14 protein-coding genes are annotated in these 19,166 nt (G+C 60.9%); 1 reads left to right on the forward strand and 13 read right to left on the reverse strand.

Going from position 1 to position 19,166, the window contains the following annotated elements; all coding sequences use genetic code 11:
- Window positions 1-16: 16 nt before the first annotated feature.
- The 5 genes from QWI75_RS16075 to QWI75_RS16095 all read right to left on the reverse strand — a co-directional run bounded on the left by QWI75_RS16075 (window position 17) and on the right by QWI75_RS16095 (window position 5,982).
- Window positions 17-1,783, reverse strand: coding sequence for a B12-binding domain-containing radical SAM protein (locus QWI75_RS16075; protein ID WP_289269640.1), 1,767 nt, complete (start codon window positions 1,781-1,783; stop codon window positions 17-19).
- A gap of 283 nt (window positions 1,784-2,066) precedes the next feature.
- Window positions 2,067-3,020 (reverse strand): ethylbenzene dehydrogenase-related protein, encoded by a 954-nt coding sequence (locus QWI75_RS16080; RefSeq protein WP_289269642.1) that lies wholly within the window; start codon window positions 3,018-3,020, stop codon window positions 2,067-2,069.
- Between the two features lie 114 nt (window positions 3,021-3,134).
- Complete coding sequence (locus QWI75_RS16085) at window positions 3,135-4,088, reverse strand: TorD/DmsD family molecular chaperone (RefSeq protein ID WP_289269644.1); 954 nt, start codon at window positions 4,086-4,088, stop codon at window positions 3,135-3,137.
- A 266-nt stretch (window positions 4,089-4,354) separates the two neighbouring features.
- Window positions 4,355-4,963 (reverse strand): 4Fe-4S dicluster domain-containing protein, encoded by a 609-nt coding sequence (locus QWI75_RS16090; protein ID WP_289269646.1) that lies wholly within the window; start codon window positions 4,961-4,963, stop codon window positions 4,355-4,357.
- Between the two features lie 20 nt (window positions 4,964-4,983).
- Complete coding sequence (locus QWI75_RS16095) at window positions 4,984-5,982, reverse strand: hypothetical protein (protein WP_289269648.1); 999 nt, start codon at window positions 5,980-5,982, stop codon at window positions 4,984-4,986.
- Between the two features lie 223 nt (window positions 5,983-6,205).
- On the opposite strand from QWI75_RS16095, the gene QWI75_RS16100 reads away from it, so the two are divergent.
- Entirely contained in the window at window positions 6,206-7,312 is a 1,107-nt protein-coding gene (locus QWI75_RS16100) for a WD40 repeat domain-containing protein (protein ID WP_289269650.1), read from the forward strand.
- A gap of 3 nt (window positions 7,313-7,315) precedes the next feature.
- On the opposite strand, the gene QWI75_RS16105 is transcribed toward QWI75_RS16100, so the two are convergent.
- The 8 genes from QWI75_RS16105 to QWI75_RS16140 form a co-directional block, all read right to left on the reverse strand.
- Window positions 7,316-8,755, reverse strand: coding sequence for a sigma-54-dependent transcriptional regulator (locus tag QWI75_RS16105; protein WP_289269652.1), 1,440 nt, complete (start codon window positions 8,753-8,755; stop codon window positions 7,316-7,318).
- The gene (locus tag QWI75_RS16110; protein ID WP_289269654.1) at window positions 8,752-11,931 is read right to left on the reverse strand and encodes a PAS domain S-box protein; all 3,180 of its coding nucleotides are present in this window, start codon (window positions 11,929-11,931) and stop codon (window positions 8,752-8,754) included. Before QWI75_RS16110 ends, QWI75_RS16105 begins: the two co-directional genes overlap by 4 nt.
- A gap of 59 nt (window positions 11,932-11,990) precedes the next feature.
- Window positions 11,991-12,908 carry a protein translocase subunit SecF gene (secF, locus tag QWI75_RS16115; protein ID WP_289269656.1) on the reverse strand — a complete coding sequence of 306 codons (918 nt, stop codon included), beginning with the start codon at window positions 12,906-12,908 and terminating at the stop codon, window positions 11,991-11,993.
- Between the two features lie 43 nt (window positions 12,909-12,951).
- Entirely contained in the window at window positions 12,952-14,595 is a 1,644-nt protein-coding gene (gene secD / locus QWI75_RS16120) for a protein translocase subunit SecD (protein WP_289269658.1), read from the reverse strand.
- Window positions 14,596-14,634: 39 nt separating this feature from the next.
- Window positions 14,635-14,961, reverse strand: a complete 327-nt coding sequence (gene yajC / locus QWI75_RS16125; protein WP_289269660.1) for a preprotein translocase subunit YajC — start codon at window positions 14,959-14,961, stop codon at window positions 14,635-14,637.
- On the reverse strand, window positions 14,958-16,136 hold the full coding sequence (gene tgt / locus QWI75_RS16130; protein ID WP_289269662.1) for a tRNA guanosine(34) transglycosylase Tgt: 1,179 nt from the start codon (window positions 16,134-16,136) through the stop codon (window positions 14,958-14,960). Before tgt ends, yajC begins: the two co-directional genes overlap by 4 nt.
- A gap of 19 nt (window positions 16,137-16,155) precedes the next feature.
- Window positions 16,156-17,946, reverse strand: a complete 1,791-nt coding sequence (gene argS, locus QWI75_RS16135) for an arginine--tRNA ligase (protein WP_289269664.1) — start codon at window positions 17,944-17,946, stop codon at window positions 16,156-16,158.
- A 112-nt stretch (window positions 17,947-18,058) separates the two neighbouring features.
- The gene (locus QWI75_RS16140) at window positions 18,059-18,982 is read right to left on the reverse strand and encodes a glycosyltransferase family 9 protein (protein WP_289269666.1); all 924 of its coding nucleotides are present in this window, start codon (window positions 18,980-18,982) and stop codon (window positions 18,059-18,061) included.
- Window positions 18,983-19,166: the final 184 nt, after the last annotated feature.

Below are 19,166 nucleotides of genomic sequence, written 5' to 3' on the forward strand. Positions count from 1 at the left end.
CTCTCACTCCGGCCCGTTACGGCGCCGACGGCACGGTGGACTTGGCCCGCGCGATATACAACAGGCCGTCGGCCATGGAATAGTTAAACGGCAGCTCGCACACGACCTCGCTGATCTTTTCATACACATGCTGGTAGACCCGCTCCGCCTGATCCGGCGTCATGCCTTCTTGGACCTCGTAGAAGTACCCGAGACTGAGATCCTCCGAGGAGGGCCGCATGATCCGCCGGATGCCGTACCCGCCCGGATCGCTCATGATCGGCGCTTCCTTCTCCAGGTCGAACAGGCAGGGTTGGCAGGAAAAGCCGTAGGAATCATGGAGCTTGGAATTCTGCACGACGAAATTCATGGTCTCCAGGGCTTCTTCTTCCGTTTCCGTCGGGAAGCCCACGATCACGTAACAGTGCACGGCGATTCCCAGGTCGATGCAATCGTTCGTGATCCGCCGCACGCTTTCCTGCTTGATCCCCTTCTTCATGAAATCCATCATGCGCTGGTTGAACGTCTCCAGCCCGAAAACGATCTTGAGACAGCCGGCGTCGCGCATCTGTTCCAGCAATTCGCGGCTGAGATTCTTTTCGAAGCGCATCTCCGCCGTCCACTGAAGGTTCAAGCGGCGCTCGTTCAAAATCTGGCAGAGCCGCTTGGTCGGCGACAGCGCCAGGCATTCGTCGGTAAAGAAGAAGTACGGCGTGTCATACTTGTCCCGCATCATCGCCAGGTCATCCGCCGTCTTGCCCGGATCTTTTTGCCGGAAATTCTGATGGTCGAGCGTCAAGGCGCAGAAGGCGCAGTCCTTGTAGTAGCACCCGCGCGAGAACTGCACCGGCAAGACGGTTTCCGGAGCCAGGTAGAGATCCAGCGGGAAACCGTCGTAGTCGGGGGCCGGAAGCTGCCCGATATTTTCCGAATAAAAAGGCTGGTTGACCGTGATCTTGCCGTTCTGGCGATAGATCAGGTTGGGAACCTTGCTGTAGTCCCGCTTCCCGCTGAGTTGATTCACCAACTCCAGCAGTGCGGTCTCCCCTTCGAACACGATGAAATCGTCCGTGAGATCAAACAGGCTCGGGCAACGCCGGAGATTGTCCACCAAGCGCGTGAAGATGCTGCCGCCGATCGTTACATGCAGGCCGGGATTGGCCTCCTTGATCAACCGGCAGAGCGTCAACCCGGGGACGATCTGGGAGGTGGCGGTAATCGAGACGCCGACCAAGTCCGGCGATTCCGCCAGGATGGAAGGAAGAAACCGTTGCCGGAAAAAATCGATATAGGGATTCTGCGCCTCATCGCGAATGACTTTCATCAAGTCTTTGGATGAGTAGAGGGAATAGCTGTTGAATTGATTGTCAACGACCGTCAACCGGGTGGGAAAATAGAGGGTCGAAATCAGCTCCAGCCATTTGTCGACGAGAAACAGGCTCTCGCGGTACCGTTCCAGATCGTAAAAGCCTTCCCCCCGCAACGTGTCTTTGGCCGGCTCGATCCGATCGATCAGGTACGGAAACCGATCCAACGACTCCACGACACGGGCATAGTGCTCGGCGCTGCCCGGGCCCGACTCGCCCTGCGCCTGCCGCTCCAGATGCTTGGCCTTGTCGTTCAGCCGCTCGTAGACCTCCACGCCATACTCGCGCGTGAGCAGCCAATCGAGCAATTCGATGCCGATATCTCGCTGCCCCACCTGTTGCACACCGTGTTGCCGCAGAAACCCGGTCAAGGACGGCAAGCTGAGATACGGCTGCGAGGGATGCCATGTCGGAGGAAAGACCAGAGATATCTTCATGTGCCTCGATTGACGGTGTTTGGACCCAAGACCCCTGAATTGCGGAAGAATCTCGAATTTTTATACACCCCGCCTTCGCGCAATTGCAACCCCGGCGGAGCGCAGACGGCCGGGCCAGACTTCGACATGCGGCGCGGGAACCGCGCAGGCTCGTCCGGCTTGGAGTCGGCGCGTCCAAAATGAAAAGCCCCGACAGGTCTTTCAACCCTCGGGGCTTTTCTCGACTCACGGAACGACCGATTCGGCTAGCGCGATCCTCGGCCGCTCCCTCGCTCAGCCTTCCTCACGGAAGCTTGAGGGTATACCAGGTGGAGATACCCTTCATGCCGTTCCGCTCGACGTTGCTGCCGTCCCAGGCCGCAAACGCGATCGGCACAGAGGCTCCCGCCTTGAACTGCACATCGTTCGGGTCGCCGGTTTCCAGCGTCCGCTTCACGACCACACGCCAGGTCGGACCGGTGAATCCGCCGCCCTTCACCGAGCCGGAGGGCTCCCACACGCCGTTGCCGATCACATCCTGATGGGCCTGCGTCGTCAAAGTGCTGAAGCCGTTGGCATTGAGGTCCTCGACCGAGCTCACCCGCAGGGTCGGATCCGACATGATGTTGCCGGACCAAATACCGGGGTTGAAGGGACCAAGGCTCCGGCCGATCCGATCCGGATAGGTCACGCCGCCGGCCGGTTCTTCAAAGTAATAATCCCAGAAAATGCCGGGATACTGGTCATCCACATCCCAGAGACCGGCGCTGTCCTTTCCAAGGTCCTTCTGCCACTCGGCGTTCCACCGCCAGATGTTCACGGTCCCGCCGGACTGCCCCATACACTGGAACGGAGGCGCGCCGGACGTATTCACCGGGAACTGGATGGCGGCCTGGTCGCGGAAGTCCTGCGGTCCGATCGTCGTATCGTTCTTCGTTTGATCGTTCCACTCGACCCGGAAGCCGATATCCTTGCCGTTCGACACGGCCTTGACGAAGACCGTCTTGACGGCGAAGTTCGGGTGCATCGGCGTCGTGATGGTCTGCCCGCTGAGCGGGATCATCACGCCCGGCACCCCTTCCCACTGAGGATTCGCTCCATCCATCGGGATGGGGCCCTTGATCGCCTTGACCGGGATCGTCACCGGTTGGCTGACCGCCAGAGGGATCTGCCCAATCGTCAGCATCACGCCGACGACCAGAGCAGAGACGAGAATGCCAAACACTAGGCTTTTGCTGCGTGTCTGCACGAGCCTCATGAATATGCCCTCCTCTCGATAAGTAGGATTAAGAACTCAAAAACCGTTCACCCAAACTCCGCAATAAGTGCATGGAACGCCCCACATGAAAAAACAGCACGGCGATCGTGAGCCTTACGCCGTCCCGAACGGCCCTTTCTCCTCCTTTTCCTCCTGCTTGTCCAGAAAAGACTGCGCCCCGACCTCGCTCAAGAGCATGCTCAATTCGTTACCGCGATCCTGAGCGCCACATTCATAGGTCTGACCTTCTGGGGCATTGAAGGTGGCGGGACGATAATCCGTTTCAGAATAGGGTTGGGGGGTCACTCCGAGGTACGCAGCCTCGAAGTCCATCCAGGCTCCACAGATATCGGCGATGAAGCGGAACAGCCCTGAGTCGGACTTCTTGGAGAGCATACGGGAGAACAGGGGAACCCATCGACCGATATGATTCTTGACGAACTTCTTTTGCGCGTCCACCACGATTTGTGTCTTCTCGGGTCCGTCATGGCACAGCGCATAGGATTCCTTGTAGGCGAGGAAATGCATGAACTCGAGTTCGACGCTCAGGTGATCCAGACGCTCATGGATATCCTTGGACAGTTCCACGCCGAAGGCTTTGTAGAATCCCGCGATGTCCCCCATCACATGCGATTGGGCGAACACGTGGTCGTTGCCGAACAAGGTCTCGTAGGGAGGACAATCCAGCGTGATCACGTTGCTGAAGACGCGGCGGTGCTCGGCCTGGAGATCTTCCAGCTTCCAGTTGGAACATTCCGCCGCCACCCACCGCTCGACATCGTCGAGCAATTGACCGATGGCCTGCAGCCGATGAGTGGCCCGCTCCCCGCCCGCTCCGGCGAGAGCCTTATCAAGCCCTTGGATCGCGGCGCGTCCGTCCTCGACAAATTCACCGGACTGGAGATAGTCGAGAAACTCATCATCCTCGGGGAACAGGAGACTCCACGAGATCAACAGATAGACTTTGCTTCGATTGAGCGCTCGCTCGACTGCAGGAGAATCCTTCACTGCTGCTGTGGCGGGAACGACCGTGGCGGAACCGCTGGTGGCACTGTGTTTCCCAGTCATTCTATTTTCACCCCCTCGGTTTTACACTCGATGGAAACGCGATCGTTTCCGTCGATGATCTGCATCGAGCGCACAAACCTGTGGCCAGGCTGGCGTATCATAGGTAAAGGACAAAACTGTGTCAAGCAAGAACCATAGGCCGCCTCCTGCTGCTCAAAAATTCCCGGCAGCCCCCCTGCCCCGGCGAGATCCCTCTTGACATGTCCTGAATTCCCCCCTCTCCATACCTCTCCTCGCGGAGGCCCTCAGGACTGCCGGACAGGCTCCTAGGAGGCCGGGACGCGGGGCGGATAGACCTTGATGGCCACCTTATCATTGACGGATTTGCATATATGTTCGCAGATTCCGCATCCGACGCACCGGTCGTCGAGCACGTGCAAGCGCATCGTCTCAAAATCCATCTCCAGCGCGTGCATCGGGCATTGTGACACACAGGCGTGACACCCCTGACCGGCCGTACAGAATCGATGGGACACGACGGCCAGGCCCATCCGGACCTCCGCGCGATCGGCAAGGGTGAGCAAGGCGTCGGTCGCGCAGGATTGGATGCAAGGGGTATCGTCGCACAGATAGCACGGCGCCTGATCGGGATAGATCACCGGCGTACCATCCCCTGTGTGGAAGCCGATGCTGCCATGGGGACAGGCCTTGGCACAATCCTGGCAGCGCGTACACCGTTCTAAAAACAGCGCCTCTTCCACGGCGCCGGGAGGGCGAAGAAAATCCGGCCGGGGCGGCGCGGGGGCAGCCACTGGCTGCGGCTTGACATCGCTTTGTTTCTTAAATTCGTAGGCCGCCCGAGCAATGGAAACGACCGAATCCTTGAAAAATTGGCGGCGCCCGTATTCGTCCTTGGCTGCCATGACTCGTGCCACGCCTCTTCCTCTACATAATATTACATGACGCCGTCGGCGCGGAGCTTATACACCTCGACGCACCGGTCACAGGCTCCGTACTGCACATCCCAGCCGGGATGGTTCTCGCGAATGAAGTCGAGCACGTATCCTTCCACCTTTGTGTCGAGGTCTTCGACCCACGAGTACGTCGGAAAGCGACAGAGCGGACAGGGGAACCCGGGCATGAGCATGACCTTGTTCTGGGTCTCCGGGACCTCGCCGCCCTCCACATCGATCGCCCGGTCCATAACCCGAAGCGTATCGGTGGCCATTTCCACGAGTTCGGAATGGTTGAAGGTCTCGGTCTGCCAGAGCCCTTCAAACACCGATTTCAACTGTGGCGGCGGGATCTTCCGATACCAGGACCGGAATTCCTTGAACCGATCCTGCTTGGTCAGCATCATTTCCTTGCCCGCCCGCTCGAGCCGGCTGTCCACATACAGCGACCAGAGCACCCGGTAGCGCTGGAGGATGAGGGTTTCTTCTCCCGGATTCTGGCCGACTTTGGTGTCCGGATCGTAACCGAACTCCGGATCCAGCATGTCCGCAATGTGCATCAGCTCGTGGCGGCAATAGCGGGAGAGCGCGGGATCGTAAAAACGTCTCGGGATCAGCTTGATGCCGACCCCCTTCAATCCCTTCTGCTCGAACTGCTTGGCGAGGTCCTGCTCGACGGCGCCCCACTTGCGAAGAATATCGACGCCCTCTTCCGCCTCCTTCAGGACCCCCTTGATCAACACGATCCCGACCCGCTCCTTGAGAATGGGATATTCGTCGAACGCCGAGTTGATGATGTCGGAAAACCCCCAGGTGCCGAACAGATATTGGTAGAGCTTCTTGAATTCCGGCTCCCGGTCCTCCAGCGTGTACTTTTCATAGATGGGATCCGCCAACTCGTGAAACTCCTTGTAATAGGTCGGGTCCCCCTCGCGTTCCGTTTTCTCGATGAAGGAATCAATGACTTCTTGCAGCAACGCCGGTTGAAATCGGATGTCCATTCGTCCCCTCTCTCTGGTAGAGCCTGCACACTACGCGCGGGTGATCGCGGTCCGCCCTGCGCAAGGGCGCCGTTCACCGGCTTGACTTGGCTTTGAGCCATTGCCTATGATTTGGGCTTCCACGATTATACCGATCGGTTTTCCTCCAATGCAAACCGGTCCCTGAGCCGGGGCGGGGCACGACGCACGTTCCGGACGACGAACCGCCAACAAGGATGACGGCATGAGCGAGCACACGAGCCACACCCAGACCGTTCCTTCTCCTTCCGTGTCCACGGTTCCGCCACCGTCCCCGCCGGCGGAACCGGTCAATCTGTTGGACCATTGGAAGGCCGGATGCCGCGAAGTCCGTACCTTCCGCGGCCACACCCATGGGATCTGGACCGTCGCCTACTCGCCCGACGGGCAAACCCTGGCAAGCGGCGGCGTGGACCGTCTCGTCAGGATTTGGGATATCGAGACCGGCCGCCTCCTGCGCTCGCTACGCGGGCACACGCAGGACATCCGCGTGGCCCTGTTTACGCCGGACGGCCAGGCGCTCGCCACCGGGAGCGACGACCGCACGATCCGCCTCTGGAATCCTCAGACGGGCGAACCCAAGAAGCTCCTCTTTACCCGTTACGACCACAACGTCGTCAGCCTCTCGATTTCGCCCGACGGCCTGATGATGGCGCGCGGCGCGTACAACAAGGACATCAAAATCTGGGAGGTCACCACCGGAACCGAGTTGATGACCCTCCTCGGCAAAGACCAATACGACAACCACTGGTCCGTCTGTGTCGCCTTCTCGCCCGACGGCGTCCATCTGGCCAGCGGCAACGACATCGGCAAAATCAAGCTGTGGGAAGTGCTGCCGAGCGGGGAAGAGAAACTCACGATCGCCGGCCATTGGAAAGACGACGAGGAGGATACGACCGAGACCCGCGGGTATTACATAATTGACGAGGGCAGCTTCCAGAAGCCGATGGATTACTGGATCGGCGCGTTGACCTTCACGCCGGACGGAAAGTATCTGATTTCCGGCAGCCGCGACACCACCATCAAGTTCTTTGAGATGCCCACGCTCAATGAAGTCCGCATGTTGAAGGGCCATGCGGCATGGGTCCGCGCGTTGACGATCTCGCCGGACGGCAGGGTGCTGGTCAGCGCCAGCGACGACAATACGATCAAGATGTGGGACCTCGCCACAGGGCGTCCGGTACGGACCCTGAAGGGCCACACCGGCCCCATCCGCAGCATCGCCTTCTCGCCGGACGGCCGCCGGCTGGCCAGTGGATCGTGGGACCGTACCGTGAAGTTGTGGGAGGGCGGGACCGAGACGGAGGGCTGACGGTCAGTCTTCCTCCGGCTCCGTGGCGCCGATCGCGATCCCGTAGCGTTTGCACTTCTCCCAGAGTCCCTTTCGGGACAGGCCGAGGATCTTCGCCGCCATCGTCTTGCTGCCTTCGGTTTGGGCCAGCACCGAGAGGATGTACTCCCGCTCGAACCGTTCCCGGGCCGTCGCCAGCGACTCGCTCGCATCCTTCCGCTCGATCCGCCCGGTGAGCCCCTCGCTGCAGAATCCGCATGTCTCCTGGGGCATGCCGCCCAGGAATGGACAGGTCGCATAGCCGCACAGGTCCCAGGGCTGGATCTCCTCGCGCTCCCGCCCGAGCGCGACGGCCCGTTCGATCATATTCTCCAGCTCGCGCACGTTGCCGGGGAAGGAGTAGCGCAACAGCAGCTCCTCCGCCGCGGGCGAGAGGCCCTTGATCGCCTTCTTGACGTGCTCCGAGCGGTTGCCCAACACATGCTCGGCCAGCATCAGCACGTCTTCCCGCCGCTCGCGCAGCGGCGGCAACATGATCGGCACGACGTTCAGCCGGTAATACAGATCCTCCCGAAACCGACCCTGCGTCACTTCCTTTTTCAAGTCCTTCTGGGTCGCGCAGATCAACCGCACATCGACCTCGATGGTTTCGTTGCCCCCGACCCGCTCGAACTGGCGCTCTTGCAACACCCGCAGCAACTTGACCTGGACGACCAGCGAGATCTCTCCGATCTCATCGAGAAACAACGTGCCCCGGTGAGCCAGCTCGAACCGGCCTTTCCGCTGGCGCAACGCTCCGGTAAACGCCCCTTTCTCATGCCCGAACAATTCGGCCTCCAACAGCGTTTCGGGAAGGGCAGCGCAACTGACCTTAATGAACGCCTGATCCTTGCGGGGACTGTGGTGATGGATCGCATTGGCAACCAGTTCCTTGCCGGTCCCGCTCTCGCCGACCACGAGGACCGTGGAGTCCGTGCCGGCGACGAGCTTGACCTTCTCCAGCACCGCCCGCATCCGCTCGTTGCGCCCCACGATGCCTTGAAAGTTGAACTTGCCTTCCAACTGCTGCCGCAACTGCTGGTTCTCCCGTTTCAGAGCCTGGACCTTGGACAGCCGCTCCACCACCAACAGCAGCTCGTCCATCTGAAACGGCTTGGTGATGTAGTCGTAGGCCCCGGCCTTCATGGCATTCACCGCCGTCTCCACCGATCCATGCGCCGTGATCATGATCGCTTCGGTCCGCCGGGAGGGTTCCTTGCAGAGTTGCAACAGGCCGAGGCCGTCGATCCCCGGCAACTGAAGGTCCGTGATGAGGATGTCGAACTGGCCCTTGAGCAGGAGATCCTTGCCCTCGTTCCCGGTCGCCGCGGCCTGGACGTCATAGCCGACGGCCTTCAAGGCGTCGAGCATGGACAGCCGCATCAGCGGCTCATCGTCGACAAGGAGAATCGAGGTCGGACTCATCGCGCCTTCTCGGTGGGATAGGATTCCCGTACCACAGGCAAACACAGGGTGAACGTCGAGCCCCGCCCGACCTCGCTGTCCACCAACAGCCGGCCCCCGTGGCGCTCGACGATCCCGAGGCTCACGGACAATCCCAGTCCCGTGCCCTCTCCGGTGGCCTTGGTCGTGAAGAACGGATCAAAAATGCGCGGGAGAATATGCGGCGGAATGCCGCAGCCCGAATCCTGGACCTGAACCTGGCACACCCCTTCGATCACGCGCGTGCGGATCGAAACCTTGCCGCCGCCCCGCAGCGCCTGCACGGCATTGAGCACGAGATTCATGAGCACTTGCTCGATCATGTGGCGGTCGATCATCAGCGCCGGCAGGTCCCGGCCGAGCTGCGTATCCAGTACGATATGGTTGGCCACGAAAATATGGTTCGTCAGCACCAGCACCCGATCGACTACGCTGTTGATGTCCGTCGGGGCTAACTCCGGCTCGTGCTGTTGTGAGAAGTCCAGCAATTGCCGGACGATCTTCTGGACCCGCCGCAGCCCGTCTTCGATCGCCGAGAGATACTCCTCCTGCCGGGCCGGCGGCAACGTGCCCTTGCGGAAGTTGTAGAGGCAATTGAGAATCCCGCCCAGCGGGTTGTTGATCTCGTGCGCCACGCCGGCCGCCAGCTTGCCGACCGACGCCAATTTTTCTGAATTTCTCACGTATTGCTCGAACCGCTTCTTGTCCGTCATGTCGCGCGCAATGCCGAGCACGCCCGTCACGCGGCCGTCCGAATCGCAGAGCGGCGAGACGCTGACCATGACCGAGCGCGGCTCTCCGGACTTGCTGACGACCTCGACCTCATACACCTGCTTCGCGCCGATATCCAAGGTGTTCTTGAGCCGCCGGCCGCGGTGCCGTTTGGAGAGCAGCGAGAGATACGGCCGCCCGATCAGGTCGTCTTTGCGATACCCCCAGGACTCAACCTGGCCGTTCACATAGGTGAATCGCTGATCCACGTCCAGGGTATAGATGACGTCGTTGGCGTTTTCGAGCAGGTTTTCAAGGTATTGCTTCGTCTCCTCGATCTCGCGCGTCCGTTCCCGCACCTTCACTTCCAGCTCTTCGCGGTGGCTTTGCAGCTCCCGCTCCAGCCGCTTCCGTTCCGTGATGTCCCGAACCTGGACGATCACGGTGGGAAGTTCCCCGGTTTCCACGCGAATGAGATCGATCTCGGCATGCCGCTCCTCCCCCTCGCCGGTCAGCACGACCATTTCTTGCGTCGGCACGCGGCGTTGCCCCTGCACCAATGTCCCGATCATGCAGGCCAGATCTTCATGATACCGGGCGGGCACGACGTCCAGAATCCGGCGCCCCACCATCTCCTGTTCGCGGTAGCCCAACACCTGCTCTTCCCGCTTGTTGACCGCCACCACGATCCCATTGTGATCCACCATGAAGACCGAATCCGCCACGAAATCGAACAGGGCCTTGTACCGCGCTTGCGAGGTCGATAATTCGTGGGTCCGGTCGGCGACCTCCTGCTCAAGCTGCAGCGTATAGCGTTGCAGCTTCTGCTCCAATTGCTTGCGGTCCGATACGTCTCGCACGAAGGCCCTGGAATAGACCAGGCCGTGGCTTTCCGGATCGAACAGGGCGGTTGTGTGAATCTCCACGTCGATCGGCCGCCCGTCCTTGGTGAGGAACACCGTTTCGATTCGGCTGTGTCCCTTGGCAAGGAGCTGCTCCAAATAAGCCAGGATCTCGGGCTCCCGGCCCTTGGGCACGACCTCCCACAACCGCATCGCGAGCATTTCATCCAGGCTGTAGCCCAGCTTCTCCAGCTCGGTCTTGTTGACGTGCACGAACTGGCCGGTGCGGTCGAGCTGATGAATCATTTCCGGAGAGTTTTCGATCAGATCACGATAACGCTCCTGCAGCCGGCGCATGTCGGACATGGTTTGTTGCAACCGTCCGAACGAATCCTTCAGATTGGCCGCCATGTGGTTGAACGCCAGCGCCAATTCTTCGATCTCGTCGCCCGTCTTGAGATCGAGGCGGTGGTCGAGTTCTCCACTGCCGAGGCGTTGGGCCCCCTCCCGCAGCGTGCGGATCGGCTTGACGATACGCCGCGCCACCGCGATCCCCGTGCCCCACAAGACCGCGAAGACCACGAGCCCGTACAGCGCCACCTTCAACAGCAGCCGGTTCAATGACGCATAGGTTTCCTCCGGGCTCTGCCGCACGAAGGTGATCCAGCGCCGCCCCCCGAGGCTGCCCGGCACCAAATCCTCGCCCAGCCGCACCGGGGCAAATCCCACGATCCCCTGCCGACCGCCGTGCGTGTCGTTCTCGACTTCCGCCCACCCGCCGTGGACGGTCGCCAGGGCTTGCACGACATCCGGCCCGACCACGTGCTCCTCCAACGCCAGCACCGGGCACATCAGCACGGCGCCGTCCGTACCCAGCAGCATGGCATGCCCGGTCTGGCCGACCACGACCTCGGAAATCGCGTGGAACAGCGCGTCGCGGCGCAATAATACGGTCACTGCCCCGATCACCGTCTTGCGTTGATCGTCGATGATCGCCACCGAAACGCTCAGGACGTGGGTGCCGTAGGAGGGATCGAAATAGAGGTCGCTGACGTAGACCCGATTCCCCTCGTCCTTCCTGATCCCCTGCCACCAGGGCGCCGTGCCATAATCATACTCGACCTGGGGAATGGAACTCACCACCAGCGCACCACGTTCATCGGTGACGAAAATGCCGACGTAATCCGACTTGCGGACATCGTGCCACCGGATCAGATAGTTGGTCACGATCCGGTTGATGAACAGCGGAAACTCGCTGCCTTTGGCCCGGTTCTTCCATCGTTGTTGCCAGTCCCTGATAAAGGCGCGAATCTGCTCCTCGCTCTTGCCTTCATAACTGCGGTTGGCCTCGGTCACCGAGGTGCGCAAAAACGGCACCGCCGCCAACTGTTGCGCCTCGTTGATGCCGCGCGTGACTTGCAGTTCGACCCGCCGGGCGGCATCCAGGGCGATTTCCTTGAAGTTGACCCCGATCACTTCGCGCAGGGCCCGGCGTTGTTCGAAATAGGTCAGGACCAGAGAAAGCGAGAGGGGCAACAGGCCGACCATCACGATGGCCGTGATGATCTTGCGCTGCAAGCTATGCGACCGGCTCCAGACTGCCATGACGCGACCTCTTGCTGGACGACCGGCAGAATTCCGCGATTCGCCAGCCCGGCGCGATGTCAGGTCCGCCTGGCCAATTGAGCTTCGCCGCCAGGCCAAGCCAGCAACAACGCACTGGCCACGAACACCGACGAATAGGTGCCGAACACGACGCCTCCCAGGAGGGCCAGCGAGAAATCATGGAGAACTTCGCCCCCGGCGAACGTCAGCGGCAGCAAGACCAAGATGACGGTCAAACTGGTCACGATCGTCCGGCTGAGCACCTGGTTGATCGCCCCGTTGATCACCTGGTCCATCGGCTCACGGCGCCGCTGGCGGAGCTGCTCTCGAATGCGATCGAAGACCACCACCGTATCGGTCAGCGAATAGCCGGCCAGGGTCAGCAACGCCGTCACGACAAGCAGCGTGATCTCCTTGTCAAGCAGGAAAAACACCCCCAGCACCGCCAGCACGTCATGAAACGTGGCCAGCGCCGCCGCCACCCCGAACACGAACCGAAACCGCACGGCGATGTAGGCGATGATGCCGACGAAAGAAATGAACACGGCGATCATCGCATCCTGCTGCAATTTTTTCCCGATGGTCGGCCCGATCTCCGTGGTCGATTCGACGACGAACTGGTTGTCGGGGAATTCCTTGCTGAACACCGCCATGATCCGCTCGGCGACCTTCTCTTCGATGGTCGTGGAGGCTTTCACGCGGATCAGCAGTTTGTTCTCGGCCACGAACTCCTGCAACTCGGCCTGCCCGAGACCGTTCGCCTCCAGGGTCTTGCGCGCCGCCTCGATGGTCATGGCCTTCTCGAATTTTAACTGCACGGCCGTCCCGCCCGCAAAGTCGATCCCCAGGTTGGCCTGCCCCCGGGCGATCTGGACCAAGGCCACCAGGCCAAGGAGCACCATGAAACCCGAGAACGCAAAGGCCACCCGGCGTTTCCCCATGAAATCCACGTTGGTCTTTCCCAGAATCTCAAACATGCGACTCCTTTGTCCTTCTGTCCTTCCCGTTGCCGACACTGATTCAAATGCTGAGGTGCTCGACTTTGGTCCGGCGATTCATGAGGTCGAAGACGACTTTCGTACCCACCAAGGCCGTGAAGAGATTGATGATGATGCCGATGCAGAGGGTGACGGCAAATCCTTTGATGGGGCCGGTTCCGAACAGGAACAGCGCAAACCCCGTGATGAGGGTCGTGACGTGCGAATCGATGATCGTCAGCAACGCCTTGTCGTAGCCCCCGTCCACCGCCAACCGAATCGGCTTCCCAAGGCGGAGTTCTTCCCGAATCCGCTCGAAGATCAACACGTTCGAATCGACGCCCATGCCGATGGTCAGAATGATCCCGGCAATGCCCGGCAGGGTCAGCGTGGCATTCAAGGCCGCCAGCGCGCCGATCAGGCAGATCAGGTTCAAGGCCAGTGCGAAATCGGCGATCACGCCGGACAGGCGATAGTAGGTGGCCATGAAGACGACCACGAGGACCCCGGCGAAAATCGTCGATTTGACGCCCTTTTCAATGGAGTCCTGGCCGAGCGACGGCCCCACCGTCAGGTCCTGAATGATCTTCAAGGGAGCCGGCAGGGCGCCCGCCCGCAGCACGATGGCCAGATCGTTGGCCTCCTGGGTCGTAAAGGTCCCGCTGATCTGGGCGCGCCCCCCGCTGATCCGTTCCTGAATGACCGGCGCCGAGTAGATCGTGTTGTCCAACACGATCGCCATGCGCTTCTTCACGTTCTCGGCGGTGATCCGTTCGAACTCCCGCGCCCCCTTCGTATCGAACGTGACGGACACATAGGGATCGTTGAACTGGCCGATGGCCACCCGCGCATCGCTCAACACGTCGCCCGTCAACATCACGCGTTTCTTCACCAGATAAGGGATGCGGTACTCGCGGCCCAGATCCTTGTCGATCACGCGCTCGAACAGCACCTCGTCGCCCTCGGGCAGCTTGTCCTTGATCTTGGCCAGCACCTCTTCCTCTTTGCCCTTGTCCACGCGCGCCGGCAGGTCGAGCGCCATCTTGCTGCCGTCATCCAGCAGCTTGAATTCGAGGATCGCGGTCTCCTTGATCAGGTCCTTCGCCCGTTTCGGGTCTTCGATCCCCGGCAATTGCACGACCAGTTGCTTGAGCCCCTGGCGCTGAATCAAGGGCTCCGCCACCCCGAACTGGTCCACTCGATTGCGGATCGTCTCCAGCGCCTGATTGATGGCCGTGTCCTTGATGCGCTTGATCTCGGCCTCGCGCAGCTCCCAGACCAGGCTGTTTCCGCTCCCCTTGCCTTCCACCTCGTAAAAGCTGGGAAACTCGTCGATCAGCTTCTGAATCTGACTCTTGCCTTCCGCGTTCTGCGCCGTGACCATCAACTGCGTCGGGCCGGTCCGCGAAACCGACTCCGCCGCGAGCTTCTTGTCTGCCAAGGCATCCTGGAGCGACGTCACCGCCCGATCGACGGCGATTTCGACCGCGCGGTCCTCCTCGACTTCCAAGACCAGGTGAATGCCGCCTTGCAGGTCCAAGCCCAGCGAGATGCCCTTGCTGGGTAGCACCTTCTTCATCCAATCGGGCAATTCGCGATAGACCGCCGGATAGGACGGGAGAAAACAGATGACCGACACCAGCACCACAACCAGCAACAACGTCAACCGACCGCCGACTTTTTTCATGCGCGCTCCACAGTCTCAGCCCAATCGTCTTCTTCGGATCTACTCATCCTCTTCGGTTCGCACCCGGGCGATGTGTTCCCGCTGCATCTTGATCTTGGTGTTATCCGCAATCTGCAACGTGACGGTGTGCTTGCCGATGTTCGTGATCGTGCCCCAAATCCCTGATGCCGTGACCACCTTGTCGCCTTTTTTCAGTTGGTCCAGCATCTCCTTGAGCTGCTTCTGCCGTTTTTGCTGCGGCAGAATCAGCAAAAAATAGAACACGGCAAAAATCAGGAGGAATGGAATCAGCGACAGCAACAGACCCGGCCCTCCCCCTCCTCCATTGCCGGACTGCGCCCATGCCTCCGATACCAGCCAATTCACGATGATTCCTCCCTGCTTATCACGGATCCCGTAGCCGCCTCCCGTCCCGTCCCTGACTCCGGCGACTCCGCCTCCTGGCGGCACCGGTAAAACGCCTGTCGAAAGGCAGCGAACGTCCGCTGCTCGATCGAGGACCGGATGTCCCTCATCAGCGAGGCGAAGTACCACAGGTTATGCAGCGTGTTCAGTCGCAACCCCAACATTTCCTTGGCCTGATACAGATGGTGCAGATAGGCCCGGGAATAGCGGCAGCAGACCGGGCATCCGCACTCCGGATCGATCGCACCTGCATCGCGGGCATATTGCGCCTGCTTGATCAGCACCCGGCCGGTTCTTGTAAAAAGCCAGCCCGTGCGGCCATGGCGGGTCGGCACGACGCAATCAAACATGTCGATCCCGCGGGCCACGCCCTCGACCAGGTCCTCGGGCATTCCGACCCCCATCAGATACCGTGGCTTTTGCGCCGGCAATTCCGGCACCGTCACGTCGAGCATCCGGTACATGGAGGGTTTGTCCTCTCCCACGGAGAGCCCTCCGACCGCATAGCCGTCGAAGCCCAATGAGACCAGATCGCGAGCCGCCTGAGCCCGCAGGTCTGCTTCCAATCCTCCCTGTACGATCCCGAACAGGGCCTGGTCCGAACGACGCTTTGCCGCCAGACAACGCCGAGCCCAGGATGCCGTCCGAGCGACCGCCCCCGTGATTTGCCTGCGATCGGCCGGCAAGGCGGGACATTCGTCAAACGCCATGATGATGTCCGCCCCGAGCGCTTCCTGAATTTCCATGGCCCGTTCGGGCGTCACATGCTGCAAAGACCCGTCCAAGTGCGATTGAAAAGTGACGCCTTCATCGGAGATCCGCCGAAGTTTGGCAAGGCTAAACACCTGGAAGCCGCCGCTGTCCGTCAGGATGGCGCCCTGCCACCCCGTGAAGGCATGCAATCCTCCCAGTTGTTGCACCACTACATGGCCGGGGCGCAGGAACAGATGATAGGCATTATTGAGAATCAACCCGTACCCAAGCTGCTCCAATTCTGCCGGGCTGATCCCCTTGACGGCGCCGAGCGACCCGACCGGCATGAAGGCCGGAGTTTCGATCGCGCCGTGTCGCGTGGCCAGCGTGCCGCGCCTGGCCTTGCTCGAAACATCCTCCTGGTGCACGCGAAATGCAAACACGCCCGCTCCTCCCGTGGGGTTACATCCGCTCCGGCGCCGACACTCCCAGAAGGCCCAGCCCGTTGTGAATCACCTGGCGGACCTGTCGCATCAAGGCCAACCGCGCGCCTGTCAATTCAGGCGTCAGCACGTCCCGGTGACAGGAGGAGAGTGCCGCCGCGTCTGTTCCCGTCGCTCCAGGCTTCGTTTCCGATTCCTGGGCCGTTGTTTCCTGTTCCACCTCGGCCTCCGCAGCCGGCGGGAGAATACGGTGTCGGAAATAAAAGGCATGAAGCTGACCGGCCAGTTCCTGGAGATAGACGGCGACGCGATGCGGCTCCATCGCGAGCACGGCGCCTTCAACGATCGTCGGATAGAGCGACAGCTTCCGAATCAAGCCAAATTCATCCGGGTCGGCCAGGGCGGACAGATCGGCTTGGCTGGGATCAGGGACCGTGATGCCTCGCGATTCTGCAACCCGACAGAGGCTGGCCACCCTGGCGTGGGCATATTGCACGTAATAGACGGGGTTGTCGGCGGATTGTTGCTTGGCCAATTCCAGATCGAAATCCAAATGCGTGTCGGAACGCCGCATGAGAAAGGAAAACTTGGCCGCATCCGCCCCCACTTCGTCGATCACCTCGCGAAGCGTGATGAATTCCCCCGCGCGCTTCGACATTTCCACCTTCTTCCCGCCGCGAAGCAGACTGACCATCTGGACCAGGACCACTCCCAGGTGAGTCCTCGGATATCCGAAGGCCTCCATGACCGCCTGCATCCGCGGAATGTAGCCGTGGTGGTCGGCGCCCCAGACATTGATGAGACGGTCATAGCCCCGAAGCAATTTGTCGCGATGGTAGGCGATGTCGGAGGCCAGATAGGTGAAGTCACCATCCTGCTTCTGCACGACCCGATCCTTCTCATCGCCGTAGGCGGACGACCGGAACCAGATGGCGCCCTCCTGTTCCACAATCAGGCCGCGGGTTTTCAGCTCCTGAACGACACGGAGGACGGCCCCGGACTGTTGAAGCGACGCCTCGCTGAACCATGACTGAAACGTCACGCCGAACCGGGCGAGATCGGCTCGAATCTCGTTCACCAGCCGATCATAGGCCACGCTCTGGCATCGCCGCTCCGCCTCCTCCCTCGGCAGTTGAAGGAAGGCCGTGCCCACCTGTGCGAGGACCTGTGCGGCGACGTCCTCGATGTACTGTCCCTGGTAACCGTCCTCCGGCACCGGCGATTCGCGGCCGTTGAGTTGCTCATAGCGCGCCAGGACTGACGCCCCGAGCAGCTTCATTTGCCGGCCGGCATCGTTGATGTAGTACTCGCGCACCACTTCGGCGCCCGCCGCTTCGAACAAATTGGCCAGCGCCTGGCCGACCGCGGCTCCCCGTCCATGCCCGACGTGGAGCGGACCGGTGGGGTTGGCGCTGACGAACTCGATCAGGAGGCGCTGCCCCTGCGCCAGTTGGTTGGTGCCGTAGCGGGTCCCCAGTCGTTCGATTTCCCGTAAGACTTCCAGCCACATTTCACGCTTCACGGTCATGTTGAGAAATCCAGGCCGCACGATCTCGACGCGATCGAGCCACCGCTCGCGCTCGGCCATGTTGCTCACGATGATTTGGGCGATCTCGTGAGGCGCCCTTTGTTCCGGGGCCGCCAGCGCCATGGCAACCGTCGAGGCAAGATCCCCCCATTCCGGCCTCTTGGGAGCGTCGAGCGTGATCGACGGCATGGGATCCGCCTTCAGTTCTCCTCGTTCCCGTGCCTGCCGGAGGGCCTGGTGGAGCAACGCCTCGATTTTTTCCCGTACGACTCCGCGCGACATGAGCGTTCCTAACTGGTCATTTTCAAAGGAGAAAATTAACTTCGCACTCTAGCATATCTGGAAGACAGGGTACAAGGGCGGCTCCTGCCATCCCGCCGCTCAATCGGTGAATTTACGTGCCTACGATACGTTGGCAGAGGGAGAGAAGCGTCGACACATCGATGCGGAGACAGGGTCGTGCCTCGCAAGTCCGAACGCGCGACCAGTCCGGCCGGCATCCGCACGGGCCACCCTGCAAGACCTGCACGGCCGGGCCGATCGGCGCCCAGCGGGAAGGATCGGTCGGTCCGAACAGCGCCACGGTCGACGTTCCAACCGAGGCCGCCAGATGCGTCACTCCCGAATCATTCCCAACGAACAGCGAGGCCTGCGCCAGGACGGCCGCCAGGACGTTCAGGTCGTCCTGTTTCAGGATTGGGACCTGTCTGTGCGAAAGCAGCCCCGTGACCGCCGATACCGCCTCTCCGTCCGCTGGGCCCTCTATCATGACAGCCTGGCCACCTCGATCCCACGCCCACGTGATGACACCGGCATAGAGTCGAGGATCGGCGCATTTATGCGGGCTCCCACTCCCGGGATGCACGGCTACCAGACCATCGCCCAGAAGCTTCACTCCCATGCTCCGCAAGATTTCTCCCGCCTCTGCCCGCCGGTTGTGAGAAATTTGCAACGGCGGGACAAGCCTTACTTTCGTCGGCACTGCCTGGTCGACAATTTCAATGAAGCGAGCGGACTGGTGAATGGCTTGCAGTGTGCCGTCGAAGGGCGACCGAAGAGTGACGTGGGCAATGGCGAAGCGGTCCAATGTCGCTCTGACTGTTCCCTCCGGATCGGAGAGAAACCCAATCGCTCGATCGCACCGTCCCAACCACTCGCGCCATGGGGAGGGCAGGATAGGCTCTCCGCCGAACAATGTACTGCCGAATGCTCCTTCTAAGCCACAGACCTGCGACACTTCACCAGCCTGCTTGAGCAGGTCTCCGACTTCCCCTCTGGCCACCAGGGCCAGATCATGCCGAGGGAACTTTGCTCTCATGACCCTCAAACTAGGGATCGCCACTAAGACGTCACCCAATGTCCCAGGGTGAATGACCAGCAGGACATTGGCCGCGTCCGCAAGTTTTGCCCTCATGCCACGCGCAAGGTTCTCACCCGTTGCACCGGAACGGCCAACGGTTGCCCGGGAAGTATTCTTCATCGTTAGGCCGGCCGCGCCCTGA

This window comes from Nitrospira tepida, assembly GCF_947241125.1.
Lineage (GTDB): Bacteria > Nitrospirota > Nitrospiria > Nitrospirales > Nitrospiraceae > Nitrospira_G > Nitrospira_G tepida.